The 20,712-nt window shown below is 68.3% G+C and carries 20 protein-coding genes; 15 read left to right on the top strand and 5 right to left on the bottom strand.

The genetic code is table 11. From position 1 onward, the window contains the following. Positions 1–34: 34 nt before the first annotated feature. The 10 genes from glmS to B7495_RS14090 all read left to right on the top strand — a co-directional run bounded on the left by glmS (position 35) and on the right by B7495_RS14090 (position 9,170). Positions 35–1,885: a glutamine--fructose-6-phosphate transaminase (isomerizing) gene (gene glmS, locus B7495_RS14135; RefSeq protein ID WP_088457149.1), complete on the top strand. Its 1,851-nt coding sequence runs from the start codon at positions 35–37 to the stop codon at positions 1,883–1,885. A 122-nt stretch (positions 1,886–2,007) separates the two neighbouring features. Beyond that, positions 2,008–2,364 carry a holo-ACP synthase gene (locus tag B7495_RS14130; protein ID WP_088457148.1) on the top strand — a complete coding sequence of 119 codons (357 nt, stop codon included), beginning with the start codon at positions 2,008–2,010 and terminating at the stop codon, positions 2,362–2,364. Then, complete coding sequence (gene alr, locus B7495_RS14125; RefSeq protein WP_088457147.1) at positions 2,361–3,518, top strand: alanine racemase; 1,158 nt, start codon at positions 2,361–2,363, stop codon at positions 3,516–3,518. Before B7495_RS14130 ends, alr begins: the two co-directional genes overlap by 4 nt. A gap of 4 nt (positions 3,519–3,522) precedes the next feature. Then, complete coding sequence (gene tsaE / locus B7495_RS14120; protein WP_088457146.1) at positions 3,523–4,062, top strand: tRNA (adenosine(37)-N6)-threonylcarbamoyltransferase complex ATPase subunit type 1 TsaE; 540 nt, start codon at positions 3,523–3,525, stop codon at positions 4,060–4,062. Next, positions 4,059–4,847 carry a sulfite exporter TauE/SafE family protein gene (locus B7495_RS14115; protein ID WP_088457145.1) on the top strand — a complete coding sequence of 263 codons (789 nt, stop codon included), beginning with the start codon at positions 4,059–4,061 and terminating at the stop codon, positions 4,845–4,847. Before tsaE ends, B7495_RS14115 begins: the two co-directional genes overlap by 4 nt. 159 nt (positions 4,848–5,006) lie before the next feature. Then, positions 5,007–5,642, top strand: a complete 636-nt coding sequence (tsaB, locus tag B7495_RS14110; RefSeq protein WP_088457144.1) for a tRNA (adenosine(37)-N6)-threonylcarbamoyltransferase complex dimerization subunit type 1 TsaB — start codon at positions 5,007–5,009, stop codon at positions 5,640–5,642. Further along, the gene (tsaD, locus tag B7495_RS14105; RefSeq protein ID WP_088457143.1) at positions 5,642–7,270 is read left to right on the top strand and encodes a tRNA (adenosine(37)-N6)-threonylcarbamoyltransferase complex transferase subunit TsaD; all 1,629 of its coding nucleotides are present in this window, start codon (positions 5,642–5,644) and stop codon (positions 7,268–7,270) included. Before tsaB ends, tsaD begins: the two co-directional genes overlap by 1 nt. Before the next feature lie 165 nt (positions 7,271–7,435). Next, positions 7,436–7,861 (top strand): DUF4190 domain-containing protein, encoded by a 426-nt coding sequence (locus tag B7495_RS14100; protein WP_088457142.1) that lies wholly within the window; start codon positions 7,436–7,438, stop codon positions 7,859–7,861. Between the two features lie 100 nt (positions 7,862–7,961). Beyond that, the gene (locus tag B7495_RS14095; protein ID WP_168195331.1) at positions 7,962–8,633 is read left to right on the top strand and encodes a DUF4190 domain-containing protein; all 672 of its coding nucleotides are present in this window, start codon (positions 7,962–7,964) and stop codon (positions 8,631–8,633) included. A 36-nt stretch (positions 8,634–8,669) separates the two neighbouring features. Continuing rightward, complete coding sequence (locus B7495_RS14090) at positions 8,670–9,170, top strand: hypothetical protein (RefSeq protein ID WP_088457140.1); 501 nt, start codon at positions 8,670–8,672, stop codon at positions 9,168–9,170. A gap of 28 nt (positions 9,171–9,198) precedes the next feature. Here the strand turns inward: B7495_RS14090 and B7495_RS14085 are convergent, their stop codons facing one another. Continuing rightward, complete coding sequence (locus tag B7495_RS14085) at positions 9,199–10,386, bottom strand: SAM-dependent methyltransferase (RefSeq protein WP_088457139.1); 1,188 nt, start codon at positions 10,384–10,386, stop codon at positions 9,199–9,201. 144 nt (positions 10,387–10,530) lie between these two features. On the opposite strand from B7495_RS14085, the gene groES reads away from it, so the two are divergent. The 3 genes from groES to B7495_RS14070 all read left to right on the top strand — a co-directional run bounded on the left by groES (position 10,531) and on the right by B7495_RS14070 (position 13,358). Next, positions 10,531–10,827 (top strand): co-chaperone GroES, encoded by a 297-nt coding sequence (groES, locus tag B7495_RS14080; protein WP_066597535.1) that lies wholly within the window; start codon positions 10,531–10,533, stop codon positions 10,825–10,827. A 144-nt stretch (positions 10,828–10,971) separates the two neighbouring features. After that, positions 10,972–11,892: an EamA family transporter RarD gene (rarD, locus tag B7495_RS14075; protein ID WP_088457138.1), complete on the top strand. Its 921-nt coding sequence runs from the start codon at positions 10,972–10,974 to the stop codon at positions 11,890–11,892. 170 nt (positions 11,893–12,062) lie between these two features. Further along, complete coding sequence (locus B7495_RS14070; RefSeq protein WP_088457137.1) at positions 12,063–13,358, top strand: ABC transporter substrate-binding protein; 1,296 nt, start codon at positions 12,063–12,065, stop codon at positions 13,356–13,358. Between the two features lie 383 nt (positions 13,359–13,741). On the opposite strand, the gene B7495_RS14065 is transcribed toward B7495_RS14070, so the two are convergent. From B7495_RS14065 to B7495_RS14050, 4 genes are read right to left on the bottom strand one after another with little or no spacing between them, the layout of a single operon-like run. After that, complete coding sequence (locus tag B7495_RS14065) at positions 13,742–14,512, bottom strand: ABC transporter ATP-binding protein (protein ID WP_088457136.1); 771 nt, start codon at positions 14,510–14,512, stop codon at positions 13,742–13,744. Continuing rightward, entirely contained in the window at positions 14,499–15,374 is an 876-nt protein-coding gene (locus B7495_RS14060) for an ABC transporter ATP-binding protein (RefSeq protein WP_088457135.1), read from the bottom strand. The genes B7495_RS14065 and B7495_RS14060 overlap by 14 nt, the downstream gene beginning before the upstream one ends. Before the next feature lie 37 nt (positions 15,375–15,411). Then, positions 15,412–16,392, bottom strand: a complete 981-nt coding sequence (locus tag B7495_RS14055; RefSeq protein ID WP_088458110.1) for a branched-chain amino acid ABC transporter permease — start codon at positions 16,390–16,392, stop codon at positions 15,412–15,414. Between the two features lie 12 nt (positions 16,393–16,404). Next, positions 16,405–17,670 (bottom strand): branched-chain amino acid ABC transporter permease, encoded by a 1,266-nt coding sequence (locus B7495_RS14050; RefSeq protein WP_088457134.1) that lies wholly within the window; start codon positions 17,668–17,670, stop codon positions 16,405–16,407. Positions 17,671–17,947: 277 nt separating this feature from the next. On the opposite strand from B7495_RS14050, the gene guaB reads away from it, so the two are divergent. Then, positions 17,948–19,450 (top strand): IMP dehydrogenase, encoded by a 1,503-nt coding sequence (gene guaB / locus B7495_RS14045; RefSeq protein WP_088457133.1) that lies wholly within the window; start codon positions 17,948–17,950, stop codon positions 19,448–19,450. A gap of 125 nt (positions 19,451–19,575) precedes the next feature. Then, on the top strand, positions 19,576–20,685 hold the full coding sequence (locus tag B7495_RS14040; RefSeq protein ID WP_088457132.1) for a GuaB3 family IMP dehydrogenase-related protein: 1,110 nt from the start codon (positions 19,576–19,578) through the stop codon (positions 20,683–20,685). The last annotated feature ends 27 nt before the right edge of the window (positions 20,686–20,712 follow it).

The following is a 20,712-nucleotide window of genomic DNA, read 5'->3' as shown; positions in this document are numbered from 1 at the left end:
CGAGACCAAGCATAGTGCGACTAAAATCAGGGCTATGTGCGGAATCGTAGGATATGTCGGAGACAACAAAAGCGTCGAGGTCCTCATGGGAGGTCTCCGTCGACTCGAGTACCGGGGGTATGACTCCGCGGGGATAGCGGTGATCGACGACGCGGGAGTGCTCAACACCGCGAAGCGCGCCGGCAAGCTCGCCGTGCTCGCCGCCGAGCTCGAGGCGCACCCGATCAACAACGGGCGCACCGGAATCGGGCACACCCGGTGGGCCACCCACGGTGGTCCGACCGACCAGAACGCGCACCCGCACCTGGGTGACGACGGCAAGCTCGCCCTCATCCACAACGGCATCATCGAGAACTTCTCGCCGCTCAAGGACGAACTCCTCGCCGAGGGTTACGTCTTCGAAAGCGAAACCGACACCGAGGTGGCCGCCGTGCTGCTCGGCCGCGAATACCGCCGCCTGGGTGACCTGGGCGAAGCGTTCCGCACCGTCGTCGCGCGCCTGGACGGCGCGTTCACGCTGCTGGCCGTGCACCAGGACCAGCCCGGCGTCGTGGTCGGCGCCCGCCGCAACTCGCCGCTGGTGATCGGCCTGGGCGACGGCGAGAACTTCCTCGGCTCCGACGTCGCCGCGTTCGTGGAGTACACCCGTCGTGCCGTCGCGATCGGCCAGGACCAGATCGTGACCATCACCCCCGACCTCGTCACCGTCACCGACTTCTTCGGCGCCCCCGTCGAGGTCGAAGAATTCGACATCGCCTGGGACGCCTCCGCCAGTGAAAAGGGCGGCTGGTCCAGCTTCATGGCCAAGGAGATCTCCGAGCAGCCGGATGCCGTCACCAACACCCTGCGCGGCCGCATCCACGACGGCCAGGCCGTGGTGCCCGAGCTCGAGGCCTTCGGCGATGACGTGCTCGCCGGCATCCGCCGCATCGTGATTGTGGCCTGCGGCACGGCCGCGTACGCCGGCCAGACCGCCAAGTACGCCATCGAGAAGTGGGCGCAGGTGCCGGTGGATGTCGAACTCAGCCACGAGTTCCGCTACCGCGACCCGGTGCTCACCCCGGACACCCTGGTGATCTCGATCAGCCAGTCCGGCGAGACCATGGACACCCTGATGGCCGTGAAGTACGCCCGCGAGGCCGGCGCCAAGGCCATCTCGATCTGCAACACCCAGGGCGCCACGATTCCCCGCGAATCCGACGCCGTGATCTACACGCACGCCGGACCCGAGGTCGCCGTCGCGTCGACGAAGGGGTTCACCGGCCAGATCGCCGCGCTGTACCTCTTCGCGCTGCACCTGGCCCGGGTGCGCAACACCATGTCCCTGGAGGAGCTGGCCGCGCAGGTCGTCGAGCTGCAGGCCATCCCGGAGAAGATCGCCACCACCCTGTTGCAGGAAGACGCCGTGCGTCAGCTCGCCGTGTGGATGACCGACTCGCGCGCCGTGCTCTTCCTCGGTCGCCACGTGGGCTTCCCGATCGCGCTCGAGGGTGCGCTCAAGCTCAAGGAGCTCGCCTACATCCACGCCGAGGGCTTCGCCGCCGGTGAGCTCAAGCACGGCCCGATCGCGCTGATCGAGCCCGGCCAGCCGGTCTTCGTCGTGGTACCGAGCCCCCGCGGGTCCGCGCACCTGCACCCCAAGGTGGTCTCCAACATCCAGGAGATCCGCGCTCGCGGCGCCCGGATCATCGCGATCGCCGAGCAGGGTGACGCCGCGGTGCTGCCGTTCGCCGACACCGTGTTCCACATCCCGCTCGCCGGCCCGCTGTTCGAGCCGCTGCTCGCCGTGGTGCCGCTGCAGATGTTCGCCATCGAGCTGGCCACCGCCAAGGGCCTCGACGTCGACCAGCCGCGCAACCTGGCGAAGTCGGTCACGGTCGAATAAGGCCGGTCGAGTAAGCCGGCCGAATAGGCCACGGATGCCCAGGGCTCGCCGCGTCATCGCCTCGCGATGGCACCGGGTCCTGGGCATTTCGCTGAGAACAGCACACGAGGATTGAGCAGAGCATGATCAAGGGCATCGGCGTCGACATCGTCGACCTGGCACGCTTCGACCGGCAGGTGGCCCGCACGCCCGGGCTGGTGCCGAGGCTGTTCGCGCCGGCCGAGCGCACCCTGCCGACACACTCGCTGGCCGCCCGGTTCGCCGCCAAGGAAGCTCTGATCAAGGCCCTCGGCGACAGTGTGGGCGCCAGCTGGCAGGAGATGGAAGTGGTCTCCGACCCGCACGGCAACCCGTCCTTCGCGCTGACCGGAGCGGTGCAGGCCGCCTTCACCGCCCGCGGCATCACGAGCGCGCACCTGAGCCTGACCCACGACGCCGGGGTGGCCTGCGCGTTCGTGGTCCTGGAGGGGAACTCATGACCGACTTCCGTGAGGCCGTCATCGATCTCGGTGCCGTGCAGGCCAACGTGGAACACCTGCGCAGCCTGATCGGCACCCGGCACACCATGGCCGTGGTCAAGGCCAACGGCTACGGTCACGGCGCCGTGCCGGTGGCCCGCGCCGCCCTTGCCGGCGGCGCCGACTGGCTCGGTGTCGCCGACATCGACGAGGCCCTCGCCCTCCGCGCCGCCGGCATCGACGCCCCGCTGCTGGCCTGGTTGCACGGCCCGGATGCCGACTTCGCCGCCGCCATCGCCGCGGACATCGACCTCGGACTGTCGTCGGCGGTGCAGGTGCGCCAGGTCGCAGCGGCCGCCAACGCACTGGGCCGGCCCGCATCCGTGCAGATCAAACTCGAGACCGGCCTCAACCGCAACGGCGTCGACGAATCGGACTGGGCCGAGGTGCTGGGCCTCGCTGCCGCGTTCGAGCGCGTCGACCGGCTGCGGGTGCGCGGCCTGTTCAGCCACCTGGCCAACACCTCACCCGACGACGACCTCGCCGCCATCGCCAGCTTCGGACGCGGGCTGGAGGCCGCCACCGCCGCCGGACTCACCATCGACCTCGCCCATCTGGCGTCCACGGCCGCCGCCCTGCGCCTGCCCGCCGCCCGCTACTCGATGGTGAGGTTGGGCATCGGTATTTACGGGCAGTCGCCCTTCGCCGACGCGGATGCCGCCGACCTCGGCCTGACCGCGGCCATGACTCTGCGCGGCCGGGTCGCCGCCGTGCGCCGGGTCGCCGCCGGCGCGGGCGTCTCCTATGACTACCTGTGGCGCGCCACCGCCGACACCACCCTCGCCCTGGTGCCGCTGGGTTATGCCGACGGGGTACCCCGCCAGGCCATGAACGCCGCCAGGGTGGCCATCAACGGAACCCAGTACCCCGTGGTGGGCCGCGTCGCGATGGACCAGTTCCTGGTAGACGTGGGCACCGACCCTGTCGCCGTCGGCGACGTGGTGGTGCTGTTCGGCGACGCCGCGGCCGGGGTGCCCACCGCCGCCGAGTGGGGCGCAGCCGCGGGAACCATCAACTACGACATCGTCACCCGGGTGGGCGCACGGGTGCCGCGTCGGTATGTGGGATCTGGGTCCCTGACCGACGCCGACAGCACCGAAACCACGAGGTCGTAGCCCGATGCGCCGCACCATCGCCGACCCCGAAACCATGCACGCCTTCGGCCTGGAAATGGCCGGGCTGCTGCGCGCCGGCGACCTGATGGTGCTCACCGGCCCGCTCGGTGCCGGTAAGACCACCTTCACCCGCGGCCTCGGCGAGGGCTTGCGCGTGCGCGGCGCGGTCACCAGCCCCACCTTCGTGCTCGCCCGCACGCATCCGAGCACGATCGGCGGACCGCCGCTGGTGCACGTGGATGCCTACAGGTTGAGCAGCGCGATGGAGCTGGACGACCTCGACATCGACTTCGCCCGCTCGATCGTGGTGGTGGAGTGGGGCCGCGGCCTGCTCGAGGGGATCACCGAATCATGGCTGGACATGGAGATCGAGCGTCCGCTCGGCGCCTCGCAGGCCGACCCGGACGCCGACGTCGACGATGCCGTCGCCCTGGACCTGCCGGAACCTCGCACCGTCACGGTGACCGGCCACGGACCGCGCTGGCAGGACGGCCTCGGCTTCCGCAGCGACCCGGCCGGCCCGGATGAGCCGGTGCACGCATGACCGCCGCCCGGCCGACCGGCGCCTGGTACTGGAGCGCCCTCGTGCTCACCGGCGTCATCGGTGGACTGCTCTCCGGATTGTTCGGTGTCGGCGGCGGCATCGTGATGGTGCCCCTGCTCATCTCGCTGGTGCGCATGGACCAGCGCCGGGCGGCCACCACGTCGCTGGCTGCGATCGTGCCCACCTCCATCGTGGGGTCGCTCACCTACCTGGCCAACGGCCACATCGACCTGATCGCCGGCGCGATCATCGCCGCCGGCGCCGTGGTCGGCGCCCTGATCGGCAGCAACCTGCTGCAGCGCATCCCGCTGTTCTGGCTGCGCTGGCTCTTCATCGCGCTGCTCATCGTGGTGGCCGCGCGCATGCTTGTCGTGGAGCCGGAACGCGGAGCCGCCCTCGAGCTGAGCTGGGTCGTGGTGCTGGGCTACCTCGCTCTGGGGCTGACGATGGGCATCGCATCCGGTCTGTTCGGCATCGGCGGGGGAGTGATCGCGGTGCCGGCCCTCGTGGCGGTGTTCGGCGTGAGCGACCTCATCGCCAAGGGCACCTCGTTGCTGGTGTTGGTGCCCACGAGCCTCGTCGGCACCATCGCCAACCTGCGCGCCGGGCTCGTCGATCTGCCCGCCGGCCTCGTGGTCGGCGCCGCTGCCACCGTCGCGGCGGTGCCCGGGGTGGCCCTGGCCGTGCTGATCCCGCCGCGCCTGTCGAGCATCCTGTTCGCCGTGCTGCTGATTCTCGCCGCCGGGCAGCTCACGGTGAAAGCCCTCCGCACCAAGCGCGCCTGACGCCCACCCGCCCCGCGTCTGCCGCGCCCAACTGTTGCCCGTGCGGACAAATGGTCCCGGTGTGCCGGACGCAAATGTCCGATTTGGCAACAGTTGCCCGTGAACGAGCCGGCGAGGCACCCGGCGGGCGGAGGCGCCCGGGCCGCATAGGCTGGACGGGTGCTTCTCGCCATCGATACCTCCGCCGGCACCAGCGTCGCCGTCGTCGACCTGACCCAAGGCGTGATCGCCGAACGCGGCGTCCCCGACACCATGCGGCACGCCGAGGTGGTCGGCCGCCTCATCCAGGAGTGCCTCACCGAGGCCGCCATCCCCGTCTCGGCGCTCTCCGGCGTCGTCGGCGGCATGGGCCCCGGACCGTTCACCGGCCTCCGCGTCGGCATCGCCGCCGCCCGGGTCTTCGCGCTGGGCATCGGGCGCCCTCTCGTTCCCGTGGTCAGCCACGACGCCATCGCCTACGGCCACTACCGCACCGGCCACACCGGGCCGCTGCTCGTGGTCACCGACGCCCGGCGCCGCGAGGTCTACTGGTCCGCGTACAGCGGGGCGGATGCCGAGCACCTTCCGGTGCGTCTCGGCGCCCCGGCCCTGGCCAAACCGGCCGAGCTGCTCGAGGCCGACTTCGTGCACGCGGGCCTGCCCCGCCTCGACGCCGCCACCATCTCGGCCGGCGACCTCGGGATGGTCGCCGAACTCGCCTTCGCGGCCGGCCGACCGTTTGCCGCCGACGAGGCGCTCTACCTGCGCTCACCCGATGTGACGGTGTCCAAAAACGGTCCCAAGCGGGTGAGCTGATGACCTGGCAGCTGCGCCGCGCCCAGCCCGCCGACGTCGAGGCGATCATGGCCCTGGAGACGCACATCTTCGAAAACGACGCCTGGTCCACCGAGATGATGGCTCGGGATGTCGCCGACCCGGGCTGCTACTACCTGGTCGCCTTCCCGCCGGACTCGCCGGAGCACATCGTCGCGTATGCCGGACTGCAGGCGGCGTTGCGCTCGCCGGAGAGCGACATCCAGACCATCGCCGTGGCCGAAGAGGCCCGCGGCCGCGGGCTCGGCCGGGTGCTCATGCTCAGCCTGATCACCGAGGCCCGCAAGCGGGGCGCCCGCGAAACCTTCCTCGAGGTGCGCGCCGACAACCCCGGCGCCCAGCACCTGTACCGCTCGCTCGGCTTCGAAGACCTCGGCGTTCGCCGGGGCTACTACCAACCAGACAACGTGGATGCGATCGTGATGCGCCTGCCCATTCCGCCCGCCGAGATGCAGTTCACGGATGCCGCCGCCGCGCCGCCCGCCGCCGACCCGGCCGCACCCGCTGCCGACCCGGCCGCACCCGCCGCCCCGGCCCGCCCGCTCAACCGCACCAACCCGCTGGTGCTCGGCATCGAAACCTCCTGCGACGAGACCGGCATCGGCATTGTGCGCGGCACCACCTTGCTCTCCAACACCATCGCCTCGTCGATGGACGAGCATGCCCGCTACGGCGGCGTCGTGCCGGAGGTTGCCGCTCGCGCCCACCTCGAAGAGATGGTGCCCGCCATCCACGCGGCCGTCGCTGAAGCCGGCATCCGGCTCGACGAGATCGACGCCATCGCCGTCACCAGCGGACCCGGCCTCGCCGGTGCACTCATGGTCGGCGTCGGCGCTGCCAAATCGCTCGCGGTGGCGCTGGACGTGCCGATCTACGCCGTCAACCACCTCGTCGGCCACGTGGGCGCCGACCTGCTGCGCGGCGAGGGCGTCGACACAGATGCGCCGCTGGAGTACCCCACCATCGCCCTGCTGGTCTCCGGGGGGCACACCTCGCTGCTGCTGGTGCGCGACCTGGTCTCCGACGTGGAGCTGCTCGGCGAGACCATCGACGATGCCGCCGGTGAGGCCTTTGACAAGGTCGCCAGGGTGCTCGGCCTGCCCTACCCCGGCGGGCCGCAGATCGACAGGGTCGCGGCCACCGGCGACCCCACCGCCATCCGTTTCCCGCGCGGCCTCAGTCACCAGAAGGATGTCGCCAAGCACCGCTATGACTTCTCCTTCTCCGGCCTGAAGACCTCGGTCGCCCGGTGGGTGGAACAGAAGCGTGACGCCGGCGAAACCGTGCCGATCAATGACGTTGCGGCGAGCTTCCGCGAGGCCGTCGTCGACGTGCTGCTCACCAAGGCCGTCGCGGCCTGCACCGACCTCGGGGTGCCCAGGCTGCTGCTCGGCGGCGGGGTGATCGCCAATGCGCGGTTGCGCCAGGTGGCCCAGGAACGCACGGATGCGGCCGGTATCGCGCTGCGCATCCCGCCCCTGTCGCTCTGCACCGACAACGGCGCCATGATCGCGGCGCTCGGCGCGCAGCTGATCATGGCGGGGCGCGCGCCCTCCACCCTCGATTTCGGGGCGGACTCTACCCTCCCGGTGGGCCTCATCCAGGCCTGAAACCGCATCTCACCAAGAGTTTCTCGCGCGGACGCGATACTGTCATGGTGGGGGTTTTACGCAGAGCCAGCACGTTGACACCCCCACGGCGTGGGTGCCACTATGGCACCCATCGCACCCAGTGCCCTTGCATTCCCTACGCTGCACCACGTGAAGGAGTCACCCATGACCGACCCGAACCAGCCCGCCGTGAACAAGCCGGACTCGAACGAGCCCACGCCGCCGCCGGCCTACTCCCCGCCCGCGCCGCCGGCCTACGGTGCGACCCCGGCCGCCCCGGCCTACGGCGCCGCACCTGCCGCCCCGCAGGCCTACGCACCGCAGGGCTACGGGCAGCCGGCCGCCGGCGATAAGTGGAACGTTCTCGCGATCATCTCCCTGGTCAGCGCGTTCTTCGTGTCCCTCGCCGCCGTGATCTGCGGCCACATTGCGCTCAGCCAGATCAAGCGCACCGGCGAAAAGGGTCGCGGCCTCGCCATCGCCGGCCTCGTGCTCGGCTACGTCGGCCTGATCAGCGGACTCATCTTCCTCATCGTCACGATCGGCGTGATCATGGCGGGCATCAGCGAAGGCTCGTACACCACCTACTAGAAGGCTCGGCAGACCGCGCTCGCCGGCCACCCCGGCCGCCCGATCGGGCGGCCGGGCGGCCTGGATCAGACCAGGCGTTCACAGGAAAGGAATGACGATCATGACCGATCCGAACACACCACATCCCGAGGTTCCCCAGGTTCCGAGCGTGCCGCAGGTCCCCGACGTGCCGCAGGTGCCCGACTTCCCGCAGGACAGCATGGCCGGCGACCCACCGGATCGCCAGAGCGGCCCCGCCGGCGATGCCGAATCCACCCCGTCGGGCGCCCAGCAGCCGCCGCCGGTTCCGCCGGTGAGTCCGGCCGGCCAGCCGACGCCGCCGCCGCCCGCCTACGGCCCGCCCGCCCCGAGCGAGGGCACGCCGCCGCCGCCCTACGGTTCGCCGCCGCCGGGCTACACCCCGCCGGGCTCCGGTTACGGCACCCCGCCGCCCTCTGGTGGCCCCGCCGCCGGCTACTACGCCGGCCAGCCCGGGATGCCGTCGGCCACCAAGCAGCCGATCCTGAGCATCCTGTCGATGATCGCCGGAGTCATCGGCATCCTCGGGTCCCCGGTTGCGTTCTTCCCGATTTTCGGTGGCATCCTCGCCATCATCTTGCCGGCCGCCGGCGTGGTCCTGGGTTTCATCGCCCGCAACAAGGAACCGAACGGCAAGGGCTTCTGGCTGACCGGGATCATCACAGGCTTCGTGGGTATCGCCCTGGCGCTGCTCAGCATTCTGCTCTGGGCGCTGGTGTTCGCGACCGTGCCGATGAACAATTACAACTACTAACCGCACAGCGAGTAGTCGAGAATCGAGTCCACACGCATGTCGCAGTCCGGGCAGCCCGAAACCCGGGCGGAGCGGGAGCAGTCAGTTCCGCCCGCCGGGACGCCGGCGTTGTCGCGCGCACAGGCGCGGGCTGCCGAGGCCAGGGCCGCTGAGCTGCGGGCACCCGCCGGGCGTTCGCCCGACCTGACCCGGCCGCCGGTCGCCGGCGAGCTCGCCTACGAGTCCACCATCACCGCGCCCACCGAGTGGGTGCCGTACGTGTACACCACCGCCGAGATCCAGACCCATGCGGCCCGCCGTGGTCTCGGCGTCGCTGCCGCGGTCTGCGGGGTGCTCGGGGTGCTGGCCGGCATATTCGTGATCTGGGGGGCGCCCCTGAGCATCGCCGCGGTCGTGCTCGCTCTGGTGGCCAGGTACGTGGAGCGCCGCTCCGGCGGCCTCTGGCTCCTCGGCCTGCTCAGCGGTCTGTTGGGCATCCTGATGGCGGTGCTGTGGTTCGTCGTGATCACCCGGATGCTGCCCGCCTACTTCGGCTGAGCCGAACCCGCGAGCCGGCTGACGCCGGTCAGACCCGTTCCACCAGCAGCGCCACCTTGTGCCCGGCCGCGCGGGTCACCACCAGGGTGGCCGATTCCGGGCCCTTGAGCTTCAACCGGGTGCGCAGGGTCGCCGGATCCACATCCACGCCGCGCTTCTTGATCTCCAGGGTGCCGATCTTCCGTTCAGCCAGCGCCAGCCGCAGCTTCTTCTCGTCGGTGGGCAGCACCTCGAGCACCCGGAACGCCGTGGCGAACGGGGTGCGGGTCAGCGTCGGGCTGGTCAGGTAGGCCAAGCCCTCGCTGAGCATCGACGCATCCATCGATCGGGCGAGGTCACCGATCAGCCGGGCGCGGATGACGGCGCCGTCGGGTTCGTACACGTAGTCGCCGAGCTCGCCGACAGCCACATCCACGCTGTCGGCAGGTGCGGTCAGCTCCGCGACTCCGTCCTTGCTGAGCAGTAGCGCCGACCGGCGGATGCCCGGCCGCGCGAGCGCACCGAACCACAGCCCCATCTCCACCAGCTTGCCGTCCACCGACACCCACTGGGCCTCCGCGGTCTCGGGGATCTGGTCGCGGTCGTGGCCGGGACCGAGCTTGACGCCGACGGGCATCCGTTTGCTCAGGGCGTAGACGTCATCGAGGTTGGGGGAGTAGTCCTCTGACCGGGTGAGCCGGCTGGTGTTGCCGTGCCCGGCCGTGCGGCGGGCCGGGTCGAACCAGAGCGCGTCGAACTCGGTGGGGTCGATGTCGGCCGCGTCGGCGCAGCGCACTGAGGAGGTCGGGAAGGGGGCCAGGTTGAAGCTGGCGACCGTGGCGGTGACCTCGTCGACGTCGATCGCGGTCACCGTCAGCTCCATCGCGGCCATCGCCATGGCGTCGCCGCCGATGCCGCAGCCCACGTCGGCGACCCGGGTGAGGCCGGCCTCCACGAACCGGCCGGCGTGCAGGGCGGCGACCCGCAACCGGGTGGCCTGCTCCAGGCCGGCCTCGGTGAACAGCATCCGGCTGGCAAAGTCGCCGAACTTGCCCGTCGCCTTCGCCCGCAGCCGGGACTGGTAGAGCACCGCGTTGACCAGGGCGGGGGAGTGCCCGGCCTTGCGTAGCGCACTGACCGTGCGCACGACGTCGGCACCGGCCTCGTAGACGGGCAGGGAGTCCAGCAGGCGCAGGCCTTCGGGTGAGAGCAGCTCAACGAGCTCGGCGCGTTCCATCCCGCAAACCTATCAAGCCAAACCGGGCCGCACCCCGAGCACTCTGGCACTCACGTTGCGTGAGTGCCAGTTGCGCCCTAAACTCGACTTAGCACTCTCGCTGTGAGTCTGCTAACTACGTCTTAGCTAAGAAAGAGGTCAACCGTGTCGGTCTCCATCAAGCCGCTCGAAGATCGCATCGTCATCAAGCAGGTGGATGCAGAACAGACCACCGCTTCCGGACTTGTGATCCCGGACACCGCCAAAGAGAAGCCCCAGGAAGGCGAAGTTGTCGCCGTCGGCCCCGGCCGCATCGACGACAACGGCAACCGCATCCCGCTCGACGTCGCCGTCGGCGACAAGGTGATCTACTCCAAGTACGGTGGAACCGAAGTCAAGTTCGGTGGCGAGGACCTCCTCGTTCTGTCGGCTCGCGACGTTCTCGCGGTCGTCGTTCGCTAGTCACACCGCATATCGTTGAATCCCGGATGGCCTCGGCCATCCGGGATTTTTCGCGTCCAGAGGGGTAGCAACGTGCACGAGAATCCGACAGATCCCACCGGGGCCGCCGAGCCGACCGAGCCGGTGGATGCGGCCCGGAGCGGGATGCGCCCGGTCCGCAGTTCCGCGAGCACGGGCCTCATCTTCGCGATCTGCGCCTACGGCATGTGGGGATTCCTGCCGCTGTATTTCCTTTTCCTGGCCCCGACCGGAGCGTTCGAGATCGTGGCCTGGCGGGTGCTGTTCTCGCTGGTGTTCTGCGCGGTCCTGATCCTGGCCACCCGGGCCTGGCGGCCGCTCGTGGCCGCACTGCGTTCGCCGCGCATCGTGTGGACGATGGGGCTGGCCGGGGTGTTGATCTTCATCAACTGGCAGACCTTCATCCTCGGCACCCTGAGCGGCCGCGTCGTCGAAACGGCGCTGGGCTATTTCATCAACCCGATCATCACGGTGCTGCTGGGCGTCCTGGTGCTGCACGAGAAGCTGCGCAGGGCCCAGTGGGCTGCCGTGGTGATCAGCTTCATCGCCGTGATCGTGCTCAGCGTCGGCTACGGCACCGTGCCCTGGATCTCCCTGATCCTGGCGTTCTCCTTCGGCTTCTACGGCCTGATCAAGAAGCGGGTCGGCGGTCACATCGACGCGCTCTCCGGGCTGACCCTGGAAACTCTCTGGCTCACGCCGATCGCGATCATCCAACTGGTCGTGGTCTCGCTGATCTCCGGCCTCACCTTCGGCACCGTCTCGACGGTGCACACCATCGCGCTGATCGGCACCGGTGTGCTCACCGCGGTGCCGCTGCTCTTCTTCGCGGCCGCGTCCCGGCGCCTGCCGTTGACCACGATGGGACTCGTGCAGTACCTCGCACCGGTGCTGCAATTCATCGCCGGCGTGGTCATCCTGCACGAGCCGATGCCGCCGGAACGGTGGCTCGGATTCGGGTTGGTCTGGCTCGCGCTGATCGTGCTGACCGTCGATATGGTGCGGGCGGGGCGGGCGCAGCGCCGGCCGGTTATCGACCCGATTTAGGGGCTCAGAGCCAAGCATCCTGATCAGGGGGCCGTTCGTAACGATTTGGTCGCGTTACACGGCTGTAACACGACCGCCTTGTTTGATGTCGTTCGGGTGAATACCTTTGCAGCACGGCAACGATCGTTTGCCGTGCTCTAACCTTCGATTCCCCTTACCCTAGGAGCAACATGAGCGTATTCGCGAAGGCCTCGGCCTCCCGCTCGGCCCGCGCCGTCGTCACCGGCGTCGCCATCTTCGGCGTCAGCGCCCTTCTGCTCACCGGATGCAGCACCGACGCAGCCGAGCCGGCCGCTTCGGACGCACCCGCGGCGGAAAGCACTGTCGCTGAGATCACCGCCGGCGACCGCGCCCTGGACCTGAAGGTCGGCACGATCCTCCCCCAGAGTGGTGGGCTCGCCTTCCTCGGCCCGCCCGAAGAAGCCGGTGTTCAGCTCGCCGTCGAGGAGATCAAAGCTGCCGGCCTGGGCATCGACATCGAAGCCATCCTCCGCGACTCGGGCGACACCACGACCGATACCGCCACCGTTTCCGTGACCGACCTGCTCTCGCAGGATGTCTCGGCGATCGTCGGTGCGGCGTCCTCGGGTGTCTCCAAGACCGTCATCGACCAGATCACCGGCGCCGGCGTCGTGCAGTTCTCGCCGGCCAACACCTCGGCCGACTTCACGGACTACGACGACAAGGGGCTCTTCTGGCGCACCGCTCCGTCCGACATCCTGCAGGGTGAAGTCCTGGGCAACCTGATCGCCGAAGACGGCAACAGCACCCTGGGCCTGATCGTGCTCAACGACGCCTACGGAACCGGCCTGGCCGAGTTCACCACCACGGCCTTCGAGGCTGCCGGCGGAGAGGTCGTCGCCAGCGCGAGCTTCAACGAGGGCGACGCCAACTTCTCGGCCCAGATCGCCGAAGTCACCGCGGCCAACCCCGACGCGATCGCTCTGATCACGTTCGACCAGGCCAAGGTCATCACCCCGGACCTCGTGGCGAGCGGCTTCCCCGGCGACAAGCTGTACTTCGTCGACGGCAACCTGGCCGACTACAGCGAGGACTTCGCTGCCGGCCTGATCGAGGGCTCGAAGGGCACGCTGCCCGGCCTGGACACCGCGACCCTCGGTGACTTCACCGGCCGTCTGCTCGAGATCGACCCGGCCCTGACCGACTTCAGCTACGCGGCTGAATCCTACGACGCCGTCATCCTGATCGCCCTGGCTGCGTACGCAGCCAACGACGTGTCGGGTGAGTCGATCGCCAAGTACCTCCAGCAGGTATCCGGTGGCTCCGGTGAGGGCGAGAAGGTCACCGACTTCGCGTCGGGCGCCGCGCTCCTCGCCGAGGGCAAGCAGATCGACTACGACGGTTACTCCGGCACGATCACGTTCGACGAGAACGGCGACCCGACCGACGCAACCATCGGCATCTTCGAATTCGGTGCAGACAACAAGTACAGCCGCATCAACTAGTCACCCCCGCTGACTCGCGGTACACCACAGCAGACGTACCGCGACACGCACAGAAGGGCCCCGGCTTCGGCCGGGGCCCTTTCGCGTGCCCGGTGGCCGGTCACCGCCGAGTGACGGGGCGCCGGATGCCGGCCAGGGGGAGCGGCAGCCGTGGGCGGCAGCAGCGGAGGCCGGCCAGTAGATGGCGGCCGCCACGGGCCCGCTGCGGGTCTTTAGGCGGCGGAGGCGCGGAGCTGCGCGGCTGGGGCGGCCAACGGCGTCAGAACGGCTCCTGGCGCCGCCGGTGAAACGCGAGATGCCCCGCTGCGGACCAGTTGCCCCGGTAGACCGGGGCAACTCGTCCGCAACGGGGCAAGTCGGTGGTGCGGATGGTGCGGGGAGGGTCAGTCGTCCTGACCCAGGGTGCCCAGGTACAGGCCGATCACCTTGGGGTCGTTCAGCAGCTCCCGCCCGGTGCCGGTGTAGGCATCCCGACCCTGATCGAGCACGTAGCCTCGGTCGCAGATCTGCAGGCAGCGGCGGGCGTTCTGCTCCACCATGATCGTGGTCACGCCGGCCTTGTTGATCTCCTTCACCCGCAGGAACGCCTCGTCCTGACGCACCGGGGACAAACCGGCCGAAGGCTCGTCGAGCAGCAGCACGTGCGGGCCCATCATCAGCGCCCGCGACATCGCCACCATCTGGCGCTCGCCGCCGGAAAGCGACCCGGCCCGCTGGCCGAGGCGCTTGCGCAGCTCCGGGAAGATCTCGGTGACGAACTCGAGCCGCTCGGCCAGACCCTTGGGCTTCTGGTACATGCCCATCTCCAGGTTCTCCTGGATCGTCAGCGTCGGGAAGACGTTGTTGGTCTGCGGCACGAAGCCCACGCCCTTGGCGACCAGCTTGTTGGCCTTGAGGTTCGTGATGTCGTCACCGCGCAACCGGATCTCGCCCTCGCGTACCTTGACCAGGCCGAAGATCGACTTGAGCAGGGTCGACTTGCCGGCCCCGTTCGGGCCGATGATGCCGATCAGTTCGCCGTCGTAGGCGGTGAGCGAGCATTCGTTGAGGATGTTGACGCCGGGCACGTACCCGGCCGTCACGTTCTTGACCTCGACGACCGCCTTCCGCACCGGGGCCGGGGTGGCGTCGATCAGCGGGCTAGAGTTCGTCATCGAGCAGCTCCTTAATGGCTCCGACATGTTCCTTCTCGGCGTCGGGATCCTCACCGAGGTCCTCGTCGTGGTGCTGGCCCAGGTACGCGTCGATGACAGCCTGATTGCGCATCACCTCGTGCGGGTCACCCTCGGCGACCACCTTGCCCTCGGCCATCACGATCACCCAGTCGGCGATGTGCCGCACCATGTGCATGTCGTGCTCAACGAAGAGCACGCTCATGCCTTCGGCCTTGAGGTTGAGGATGTGGTCGAGCAGCGACTGGGTCAACGCCGGGTTGACGCCGGCCATGGGCTCGTCGAGCATCACCAGGGTGGGGTCGCTCATCAGCGCCCGTGCCATTTCGAGGAGCTTGCGCTGCCCGCCGGAGAGGCTGGCCGCGTAGTCGTCCTTCTTGGTGTCGAGCTTGAACCGGGTGAGCAGGTCCAGCGCCTTGACCTTGTTGTCGGCCTCCTGCTGACGCCAGAGGAACGGCAGGACGGCGCGGAACAGGTTCTCGCCCACCTGCGCCTTCGCGCCGAGCAGCATATTGTCCATCACCGTCAGCAGGCCCAGGGCCTTGGTGAGCTGGAAGGTGCGCACCTGACCCATCCGGGCGACCTTGAACGCGGCCATGCCGCCGATGGGGGTGCCCTCGAAGGTCCACGAGCCGGTGTCCGGCTTGTCGAACCCGGTGAGCAGGTTGAACAGGGTGGTCTTGCCGGCCCCGTTCGGCCCGATCAGAGCGGTGATGGCGCCGCGGGGAATCTCGAGGTGCTCGACATCCACCGCCTTGAGGCCGCCGAAGGTGCGGCTGACGCCGTCGACCACGAGGATCGGGTCCTTCTTCTTGCAGCCGGGGACGGCCTCGCCGATGTGCATGTCAACTGTCTTGACGGGCTTGCCGGTGGGAACACTGTTACTTGACAAAAGCCAGCTCCTTCTTGTTTCCGAAGATGCCCTGGGGTCTGTAGATCACAATGAGCATGATCGCGACGCCCACCAGGATGAAACGCAGCTGTCCGGCCTGGATGCTCGTCAGGAACGGGATCCAGCCGGCCTCCACGGCCCGGGCGATGAACCCGGAGAAGAACGACAGCAGCACCCAGAAGACCATCGAGCCGATGACCGGACCGAGGATGGTCGCCGCTCCACCGAGCAGCAGGATGGCGTAGACGAAGAACGTCAGCGAGGTCTGGTAGTTCGACGGCACCACGGCACGCGGCAGCACGAAGATCATGCCCGCGATGGTGCCGAAGACGCCACCGAGGATCAGCGACTGCATCTTGTAGAAGTACACGTTCTTGCCCAGGGCGCGAACGGCGTCTTCGTCCTCGCGGATGCCCTTGATCACGCGGCCCCACGGGCTGCGCATGATCTGCCAGGTGAACAGGCAGGCGAGGATCACGATGGTCCAGGCCACGATGCGCAGCCACCAGTCGTAGGCGTTGTACTCGAACGGACCGAACCCGTAGGTGCCGTCGGGGATCGGGTTGAGGGCAGCGAATCCGCCCTTGTACCCGCTGAGCCCGTTGGCCGAACCGGTGATCGGTTCGAAGGTGTTGGTCGTGAACAGCAGGCGCACGATCTCCGCTGCCGCGATGGTGACGATGGCCAGGTAGTCCGCCCGCAACCGCAGGGTCGGGATACCCAGAACCAACGCGAAGATCACGGATGCGCCGATCCCGACGAGCACCGCCGCCCAGACCGGGAAGCCGAAGCTCAGGGTCGAGATGGCGTACCCATAGGCGCCGAGGGCCATGAAGCCGGCCTGGCCGAAGTTGAGCAGGCCGGTGTAGCCGAAGTGAATTGCCAGTCCCAACGCCGCGAGGGCGTAGGCGGCGGTGGTCGGGCTGATCAGCTCGACGGCCGCGTTGCTAAAGATTGCTCCCCAGTCGATCATCGTCAGCCCCTAGCCAATTCTCTCTTTGCGACCCAAGATGCCTTGCGGCCGAAGCAGCAGCACCAGGATCAAAACGACAAGTGCACCGACGTATTTCAGGTCGGACGGAATCCACAGCGTCGACAGCTCGACGAACAGGCCCACGATGATCGATCCCACGAGGGCGCCGAACGCCGTGCCGAGACCGCCGAGGGTGGTGGCAGCGAAGACCAGCAGCAGGATCTGGAAGCCCATGTCCCAACTGACCCCCGGCCGGAAGTAGGCCCAGAGCACACCGGAGAGGCCGGCGAGCGACCCGCCGACGATCCAGACGATGCGGATGACACCATCCACGTCGATGCCGCTGGCGGAGGCGAGGCTGGGGTTGTCGGAAACGGCCCTGGTGGCCTTGCCGATCCGGGTGCGCAGCAGGAAGTAGGAGACCGCGAGAAGCACGACGATGCTGATACCCATGCTGGCGAGGTCGATCGGCGACAGCGAGATCGGGCCGAACTTGAGGTCGGTCATGCCGGAGCCGGGCAGCTGGCTGGTGCCGCCGCCGTAGAACAGCTGGAAGGTGTACCGCAGCGCCAGCGAGAGGCCGATGCTGACGATCATCAGCGGGATCAACCCGACGCCCTTCTTCCGCAGGGGTTTCCAGATGGTGGCGTCGAGCCCGAAGCCCAACAGCCCGCTGAGGGCGATCGCCAACAGGATCGCCAGCCAGATCGGCAGCCCGAGCGTCGTGCTGAGGGTGAGGGTGGCCAACGCACCGAAGGTGATCATCTCCGCGTGCGCGAAGTTGCTCAGGCCCGTGGTGCCGAAGATCAGCGACATGCCGATCGCGGCCAAGGCCAGCAGCAAACCGAAGTTCAGACCGTTGACGAAGCGGTTCACGAACTGGTCGAAGAAGCTGACCGTCGTGCGTTCGCCCTCGCCGAGGAAGAAGTTCACCGACTTCACCTGGGTGAGGCCGAACTCGGCTTCGATCTCGGCACCGCCCTTGGCGACGACCACACCTTTAGGGAGAGTGTCCTCGTCGAGGGTGACCGTGTAGGTCTCCTTCTCCGGAACGCCGATGCGCCACTTGCCCTCGGCATCCGTGACGACCTCGGCCTCGTAGCCGGAGCCTTCAACGGAGATGAGCACGTCTTCGATGGGTTCGCCACCGAATTGCACATTTCCCGAGAGCACATATTCGTACTGGTCAGTGTTGATCTCGTCGGCATGAGCCGCGCTCGCCGCGAACGTTGAAAACGTCAGGGCGGTCAGGAGTAGGCCGAAAAGCAGCACCATCATCCTGGGCGTGAATCTGCGGACAGCGTGTGTATTGCTCACTGCACCTCCATGGCGGCACCGTCGGTGCGTATTCGAACTGGCACGGACTTGCCTGCCAGCGACCTTGCTGACAGTACGTGCCGATTATGTCGCATATGTTTCGTACGCCGAATTCAGGGCAATCGATTTTGGATCGCGGAATGCGCCAAGCGCATCGTCGCTTAACATTGAGTACCGGTTGCATCCCAGGGATTCCCGGACTTTTTTCCATATCCGCGAATGCAAAAGGGGTTTCATGGATCAGCCAGATCCGTTCGGTTTCACCGGACTCACCTACGACGACGTCCTTCTCCTGCCGGGTCACACCGACGTCATTCCGAGCGAGGCCGAGACAAAGTCCCGGCTAACCCGCAGAATTAGCGTCGCGACGCCGCTGTTGTCCAGCGCGATGGACACCGTCACCGAGACCCGCATGGCCATCGCCATGGCTCGTGAAGGCGGCCTGGGCATCTTGCACCGCAACCTGTCGATCGCCGACCAGGCCGAGCAGGTGGACCTGGTCAAGCGCAGCGAATCCGGCATGATTACCAATCCGGTAACGACTTCGCCCGACGCCACCGTGGCCGAGGTGGATGCCCTCTGCGGGCAGTTCCGCATCAGCGGCCTGCCGGTCGTCGACAACGACGGTGTGCTCGTGGGCATCATCACCAACCGCGACATGCGCTTCGTCTCCGCCGTGGCCAAGCACACCACCCGGGTGCGCCAGGTCATGACCACGTCGCCGCTGATCACCGGCAAGGTGGGCATGGCCCCCATGGACGCCGTGGCCATCTTCGCCACCCACAAGATCGAGAAGCTGCCGCTCGTCGACGACGCCGGCCGGTTGACCGGCCTGATCACCGTCAAGGACTTCGACAAGAGCGAGGAATACCCCAACGCCACCAAGGACGACGCCGGGCGCCTGCGCGTCGGCGCGGCCATCGGCTTCTTCGGTGACGCCTGGCGCCGGGCATCCGCCCTGCTCGAGGCGGGCGTTGACGTTCTCGTGGTCGACACCGCCAACGGCGACAGCGCCGGCGTGCTCGAGATCATCCGCAAGCTGAAGTCCGACTCGGCCTTCGCCGACGTCGACGTCATCGGCGGCAACGTCGCCACCCGCTCCGGCGCGCAGGCGCTCATCGACGCGGGCGCGGATGCCATCAAGGTGGGCGTGGGCCCCGGCTCGATCTGCACCACCCGCATCGTCGCCGGCGTGGGCGTGCCGCAGATCACCGCGGTCTACCAGGCTTCCCTGGCCGCACGGGAGACCGGCGTGCCGGTCATCGCCGACGGCGGACTGCAGTACTCCGGTGACATCGCCAAGGCGCTCGTCGCCGGCGCCGACACCGTGATGCTCGGCTCCCTGCTGGCCGGCTGCGACGAAAGCCCCGGCGAGCTCGTCTTCGTCAACGGCAAGCAGTTCAAGACCTACCGCGGCATGGGATCGCTGGGCGCGCTGCAGACCCGTGGCAACAAGACCTCCTACTCGAAGGACCGTTACTTCCAGTCGGATGTGCCCAGCGACGACAAGCTCATCCCCGAGGGCATCGAGGGCCAGGTGCCCTACCGTGGCCCGGTGTCGAACGTGGCGTACCAGCTCATCGGCGGGCTGCGCCAGTCGATGTTCTACGTGGGCGCGCGCACCATCGACGAGCTCAAGCAGAAGGGCAAGTTCGTGCGCATCACCGCCGCGGGCCTGAAGGAGAGCCACCCGCACGACGTGCAGATCGTGGTCGAGGCGCCCAACTACCGGCGCTAACTTCCCGCAACTGTTGCCCTAACGGACATGTGCGCCCGGTACGCCGGGCGCACATGTCCGTTTTGGCAACAGAAGGGTCGGGGGCGGGGCTGAGTGCGGGCTGCGACTAAACTGAGCGGGTGAGTATGGAAATCGAAATCGGCCGGTCCAAGCGCGCACGCCGCGTATACGCCTTCGACGACATCGCGGTGGTGCCCAGTCGGCGCACCCGTGACCCCGAGGATGTGTCGGTCGGCTGGTCCATCGACGCCTACCAGTTCGACATCCCGTTCCTTGCAGCCCCGATGGACTCCGTCGTCTCCCCGACGACGGCGATCATGATGGGCCAGCTGGGCGGCCTCGGTGTCCTGGACCTCGAGGGCCTCTGGACCCGGTACGAGAACCCGGAGCCGCTGCTGGCCGAGATCCGTGAGCTGCCCGCCGACAAGACAACGGCGCGCATGCAGGAAATCTACGCCGAGCCGATCAAGCCGGCCCTGGTCACCGAGCGTCTCGCCGAGATCCGCGCCGCCGGCGTCACCGTCGCGGCCGCCCTGTCGCCGCAGCGCACCCAGGAGCTCTACGAGACCGTCGTCGCCGCCGGCGTCGACCTCTTCGTCATCCGCGGCACCACGGTCAGTGCCGAGCACGTCTCGCGCAACCAGGAGCCGCTGAACCTCAAGAAGTTCATCTACGACCTCGACGTTCCCGTCATCGTCGGCGGCGCCGCCACCTACACCGCGGCGCTGCACCTGATGCGCACCGGCGCGGCCGGCGTGCTCGTCGGCTTCGGCGGCGGCGCGGCGTCCACCACCCGCACCAGCCTCGGTATCCACGCCCCCATGGCCACCGCCGTGGCCGACGTCGCCGGCGCTCGCCGCGACTACATGGACGAATCCGGCGGCCGCTACGTGCACGTGATCGCCGACGGCGGGCTGAGCACCTCCGGCGACATCGTCAAGGCCATAGCCTGCGGTGCGGATGCCGTGATGCTCGGTACCGCCCTGGCCCGCGCCACCGACGCCCCCGGCGGCGGTTTCCACTGGGGTGCCGAAGCCCACCACTCGCAGCTGCCCCGCGGCAAGCGCGTGGAGGTCGGCACCGTCGCCCCGCTCGAGGCGATCCTCTACGGACCGGCACCGGTCGCCGACGGCACCGCTAACCTGGTCGGCGCCCTGCGCCGCTCGATGGCGACCACCGGCTACAGCGGAATCAAGGAATTTCAACGGGTTGAGGTAGTTGTCGCGCCGTACTGAGTGAACTAGCGTCGAAGCAAGCACCAC

The organism is Cryobacterium sp. LW097, from assembly GCF_002205495.2.
Taxonomy (GTDB): Bacteria; Actinomycetota; Actinomycetes; order Actinomycetales; family Microbacteriaceae; genus Cryobacterium; species Cryobacterium zongtaii.
The sequence above is the reverse complement of the archived record's forward strand: the minus strand, read 5'-3'. Positions and strand labels throughout refer to the sequence as shown.

What these genes read in the sequence shown, in the direction of transcription:
- B7495_RS14040 (WP_088457132.1), top strand. Translation starts at nt 19,576, where the DNA reads ATGGAAATCGAAATCGGCCGGTCCAAGCGCGCACGCCGCGTATACGCC.
- B7495_RS14130 (WP_088457148.1), top strand. Translation starts at nt 2,008, where the DNA reads ATGATCAAGGGCATCGGCGTCGACATCGTCGACCTGGCACGCTTCGAC.
- rarD (WP_088457138.1), top strand. Translation starts at nt 10,972, where the DNA reads ATGCGCCCGGTCCGCAGTTCCGCGAGCACGGGCCTCATCTTCGCGATC.
- B7495_RS14100 (WP_088457142.1), top strand. Translation starts at nt 7,436, where the DNA reads ATGACCGACCCGAACCAGCCCGCCGTGAACAAGCCGGACTCGAACGAG.
- guaB (WP_088457133.1), top strand. Translation starts at nt 17,948, where the DNA reads ATGGATCAGCCAGATCCGTTCGGTTTCACCGGACTCACCTACGACGAC.
- tsaD (WP_088457143.1), top strand. Translation starts at nt 5,642, where the DNA reads ATGACCTGGCAGCTGCGCCGCGCCCAGCCCGCCGACGTCGAGGCGATC.
- B7495_RS14060 (WP_088457135.1), bottom strand. Translation starts at nt 15,374, where the DNA reads ATGCACATCGGCGAGGCCGTCCCCGGCTGCAAGAAGAAGGACCCGATC.
- alr (WP_088457147.1), top strand. Translation starts at nt 2,361, where the DNA reads ATGACCGACTTCCGTGAGGCCGTCATCGATCTCGGTGCCGTGCAGGCC.
- B7495_RS14090 (WP_088457140.1), top strand. Translation starts at nt 8,670, where the DNA reads ATGTCGCAGTCCGGGCAGCCCGAAACCCGGGCGGAGCGGGAGCAGTCA.
- glmS (WP_088457149.1), top strand. Translation starts at nt 35, where the DNA reads ATGTGCGGAATCGTAGGATATGTCGGAGACAACAAAAGCGTCGAGGTC.
- B7495_RS14115 (WP_088457145.1), top strand. Translation starts at nt 4,059, where the DNA reads ATGACCGCCGCCCGGCCGACCGGCGCCTGGTACTGGAGCGCCCTCGTG.
- B7495_RS14065 (WP_088457136.1), bottom strand. Translation starts at nt 14,512, where the DNA reads ATGACGAACTCTAGCCCGCTGATCGACGCCACCCCGGCCCCGGTGCGG.
- B7495_RS14070 (WP_088457137.1), top strand. Translation starts at nt 12,063, where the DNA reads ATGAGCGTATTCGCGAAGGCCTCGGCCTCCCGCTCGGCCCGCGCCGTC.
- B7495_RS14085 (WP_088457139.1), bottom strand. Translation starts at nt 10,386, where the DNA reads ATGGAACGCGCCGAGCTCGTTGAGCTGCTCTCACCCGAAGGCCTGCGC.
- B7495_RS14095 (WP_168195331.1), top strand. Translation starts at nt 7,962, where the DNA reads ATGACCGATCCGAACACACCACATCCCGAGGTTCCCCAGGTTCCGAGC.
- tsaE (WP_088457146.1), top strand. Translation starts at nt 3,523, where the DNA reads ATGCGCCGCACCATCGCCGACCCCGAAACCATGCACGCCTTCGGCCTG.
- B7495_RS14050 (WP_088457134.1), bottom strand. Translation starts at nt 17,670, where the DNA reads ATGGTGCTGCTTTTCGGCCTACTCCTGACCGCCCTGACGTTTTCAACG.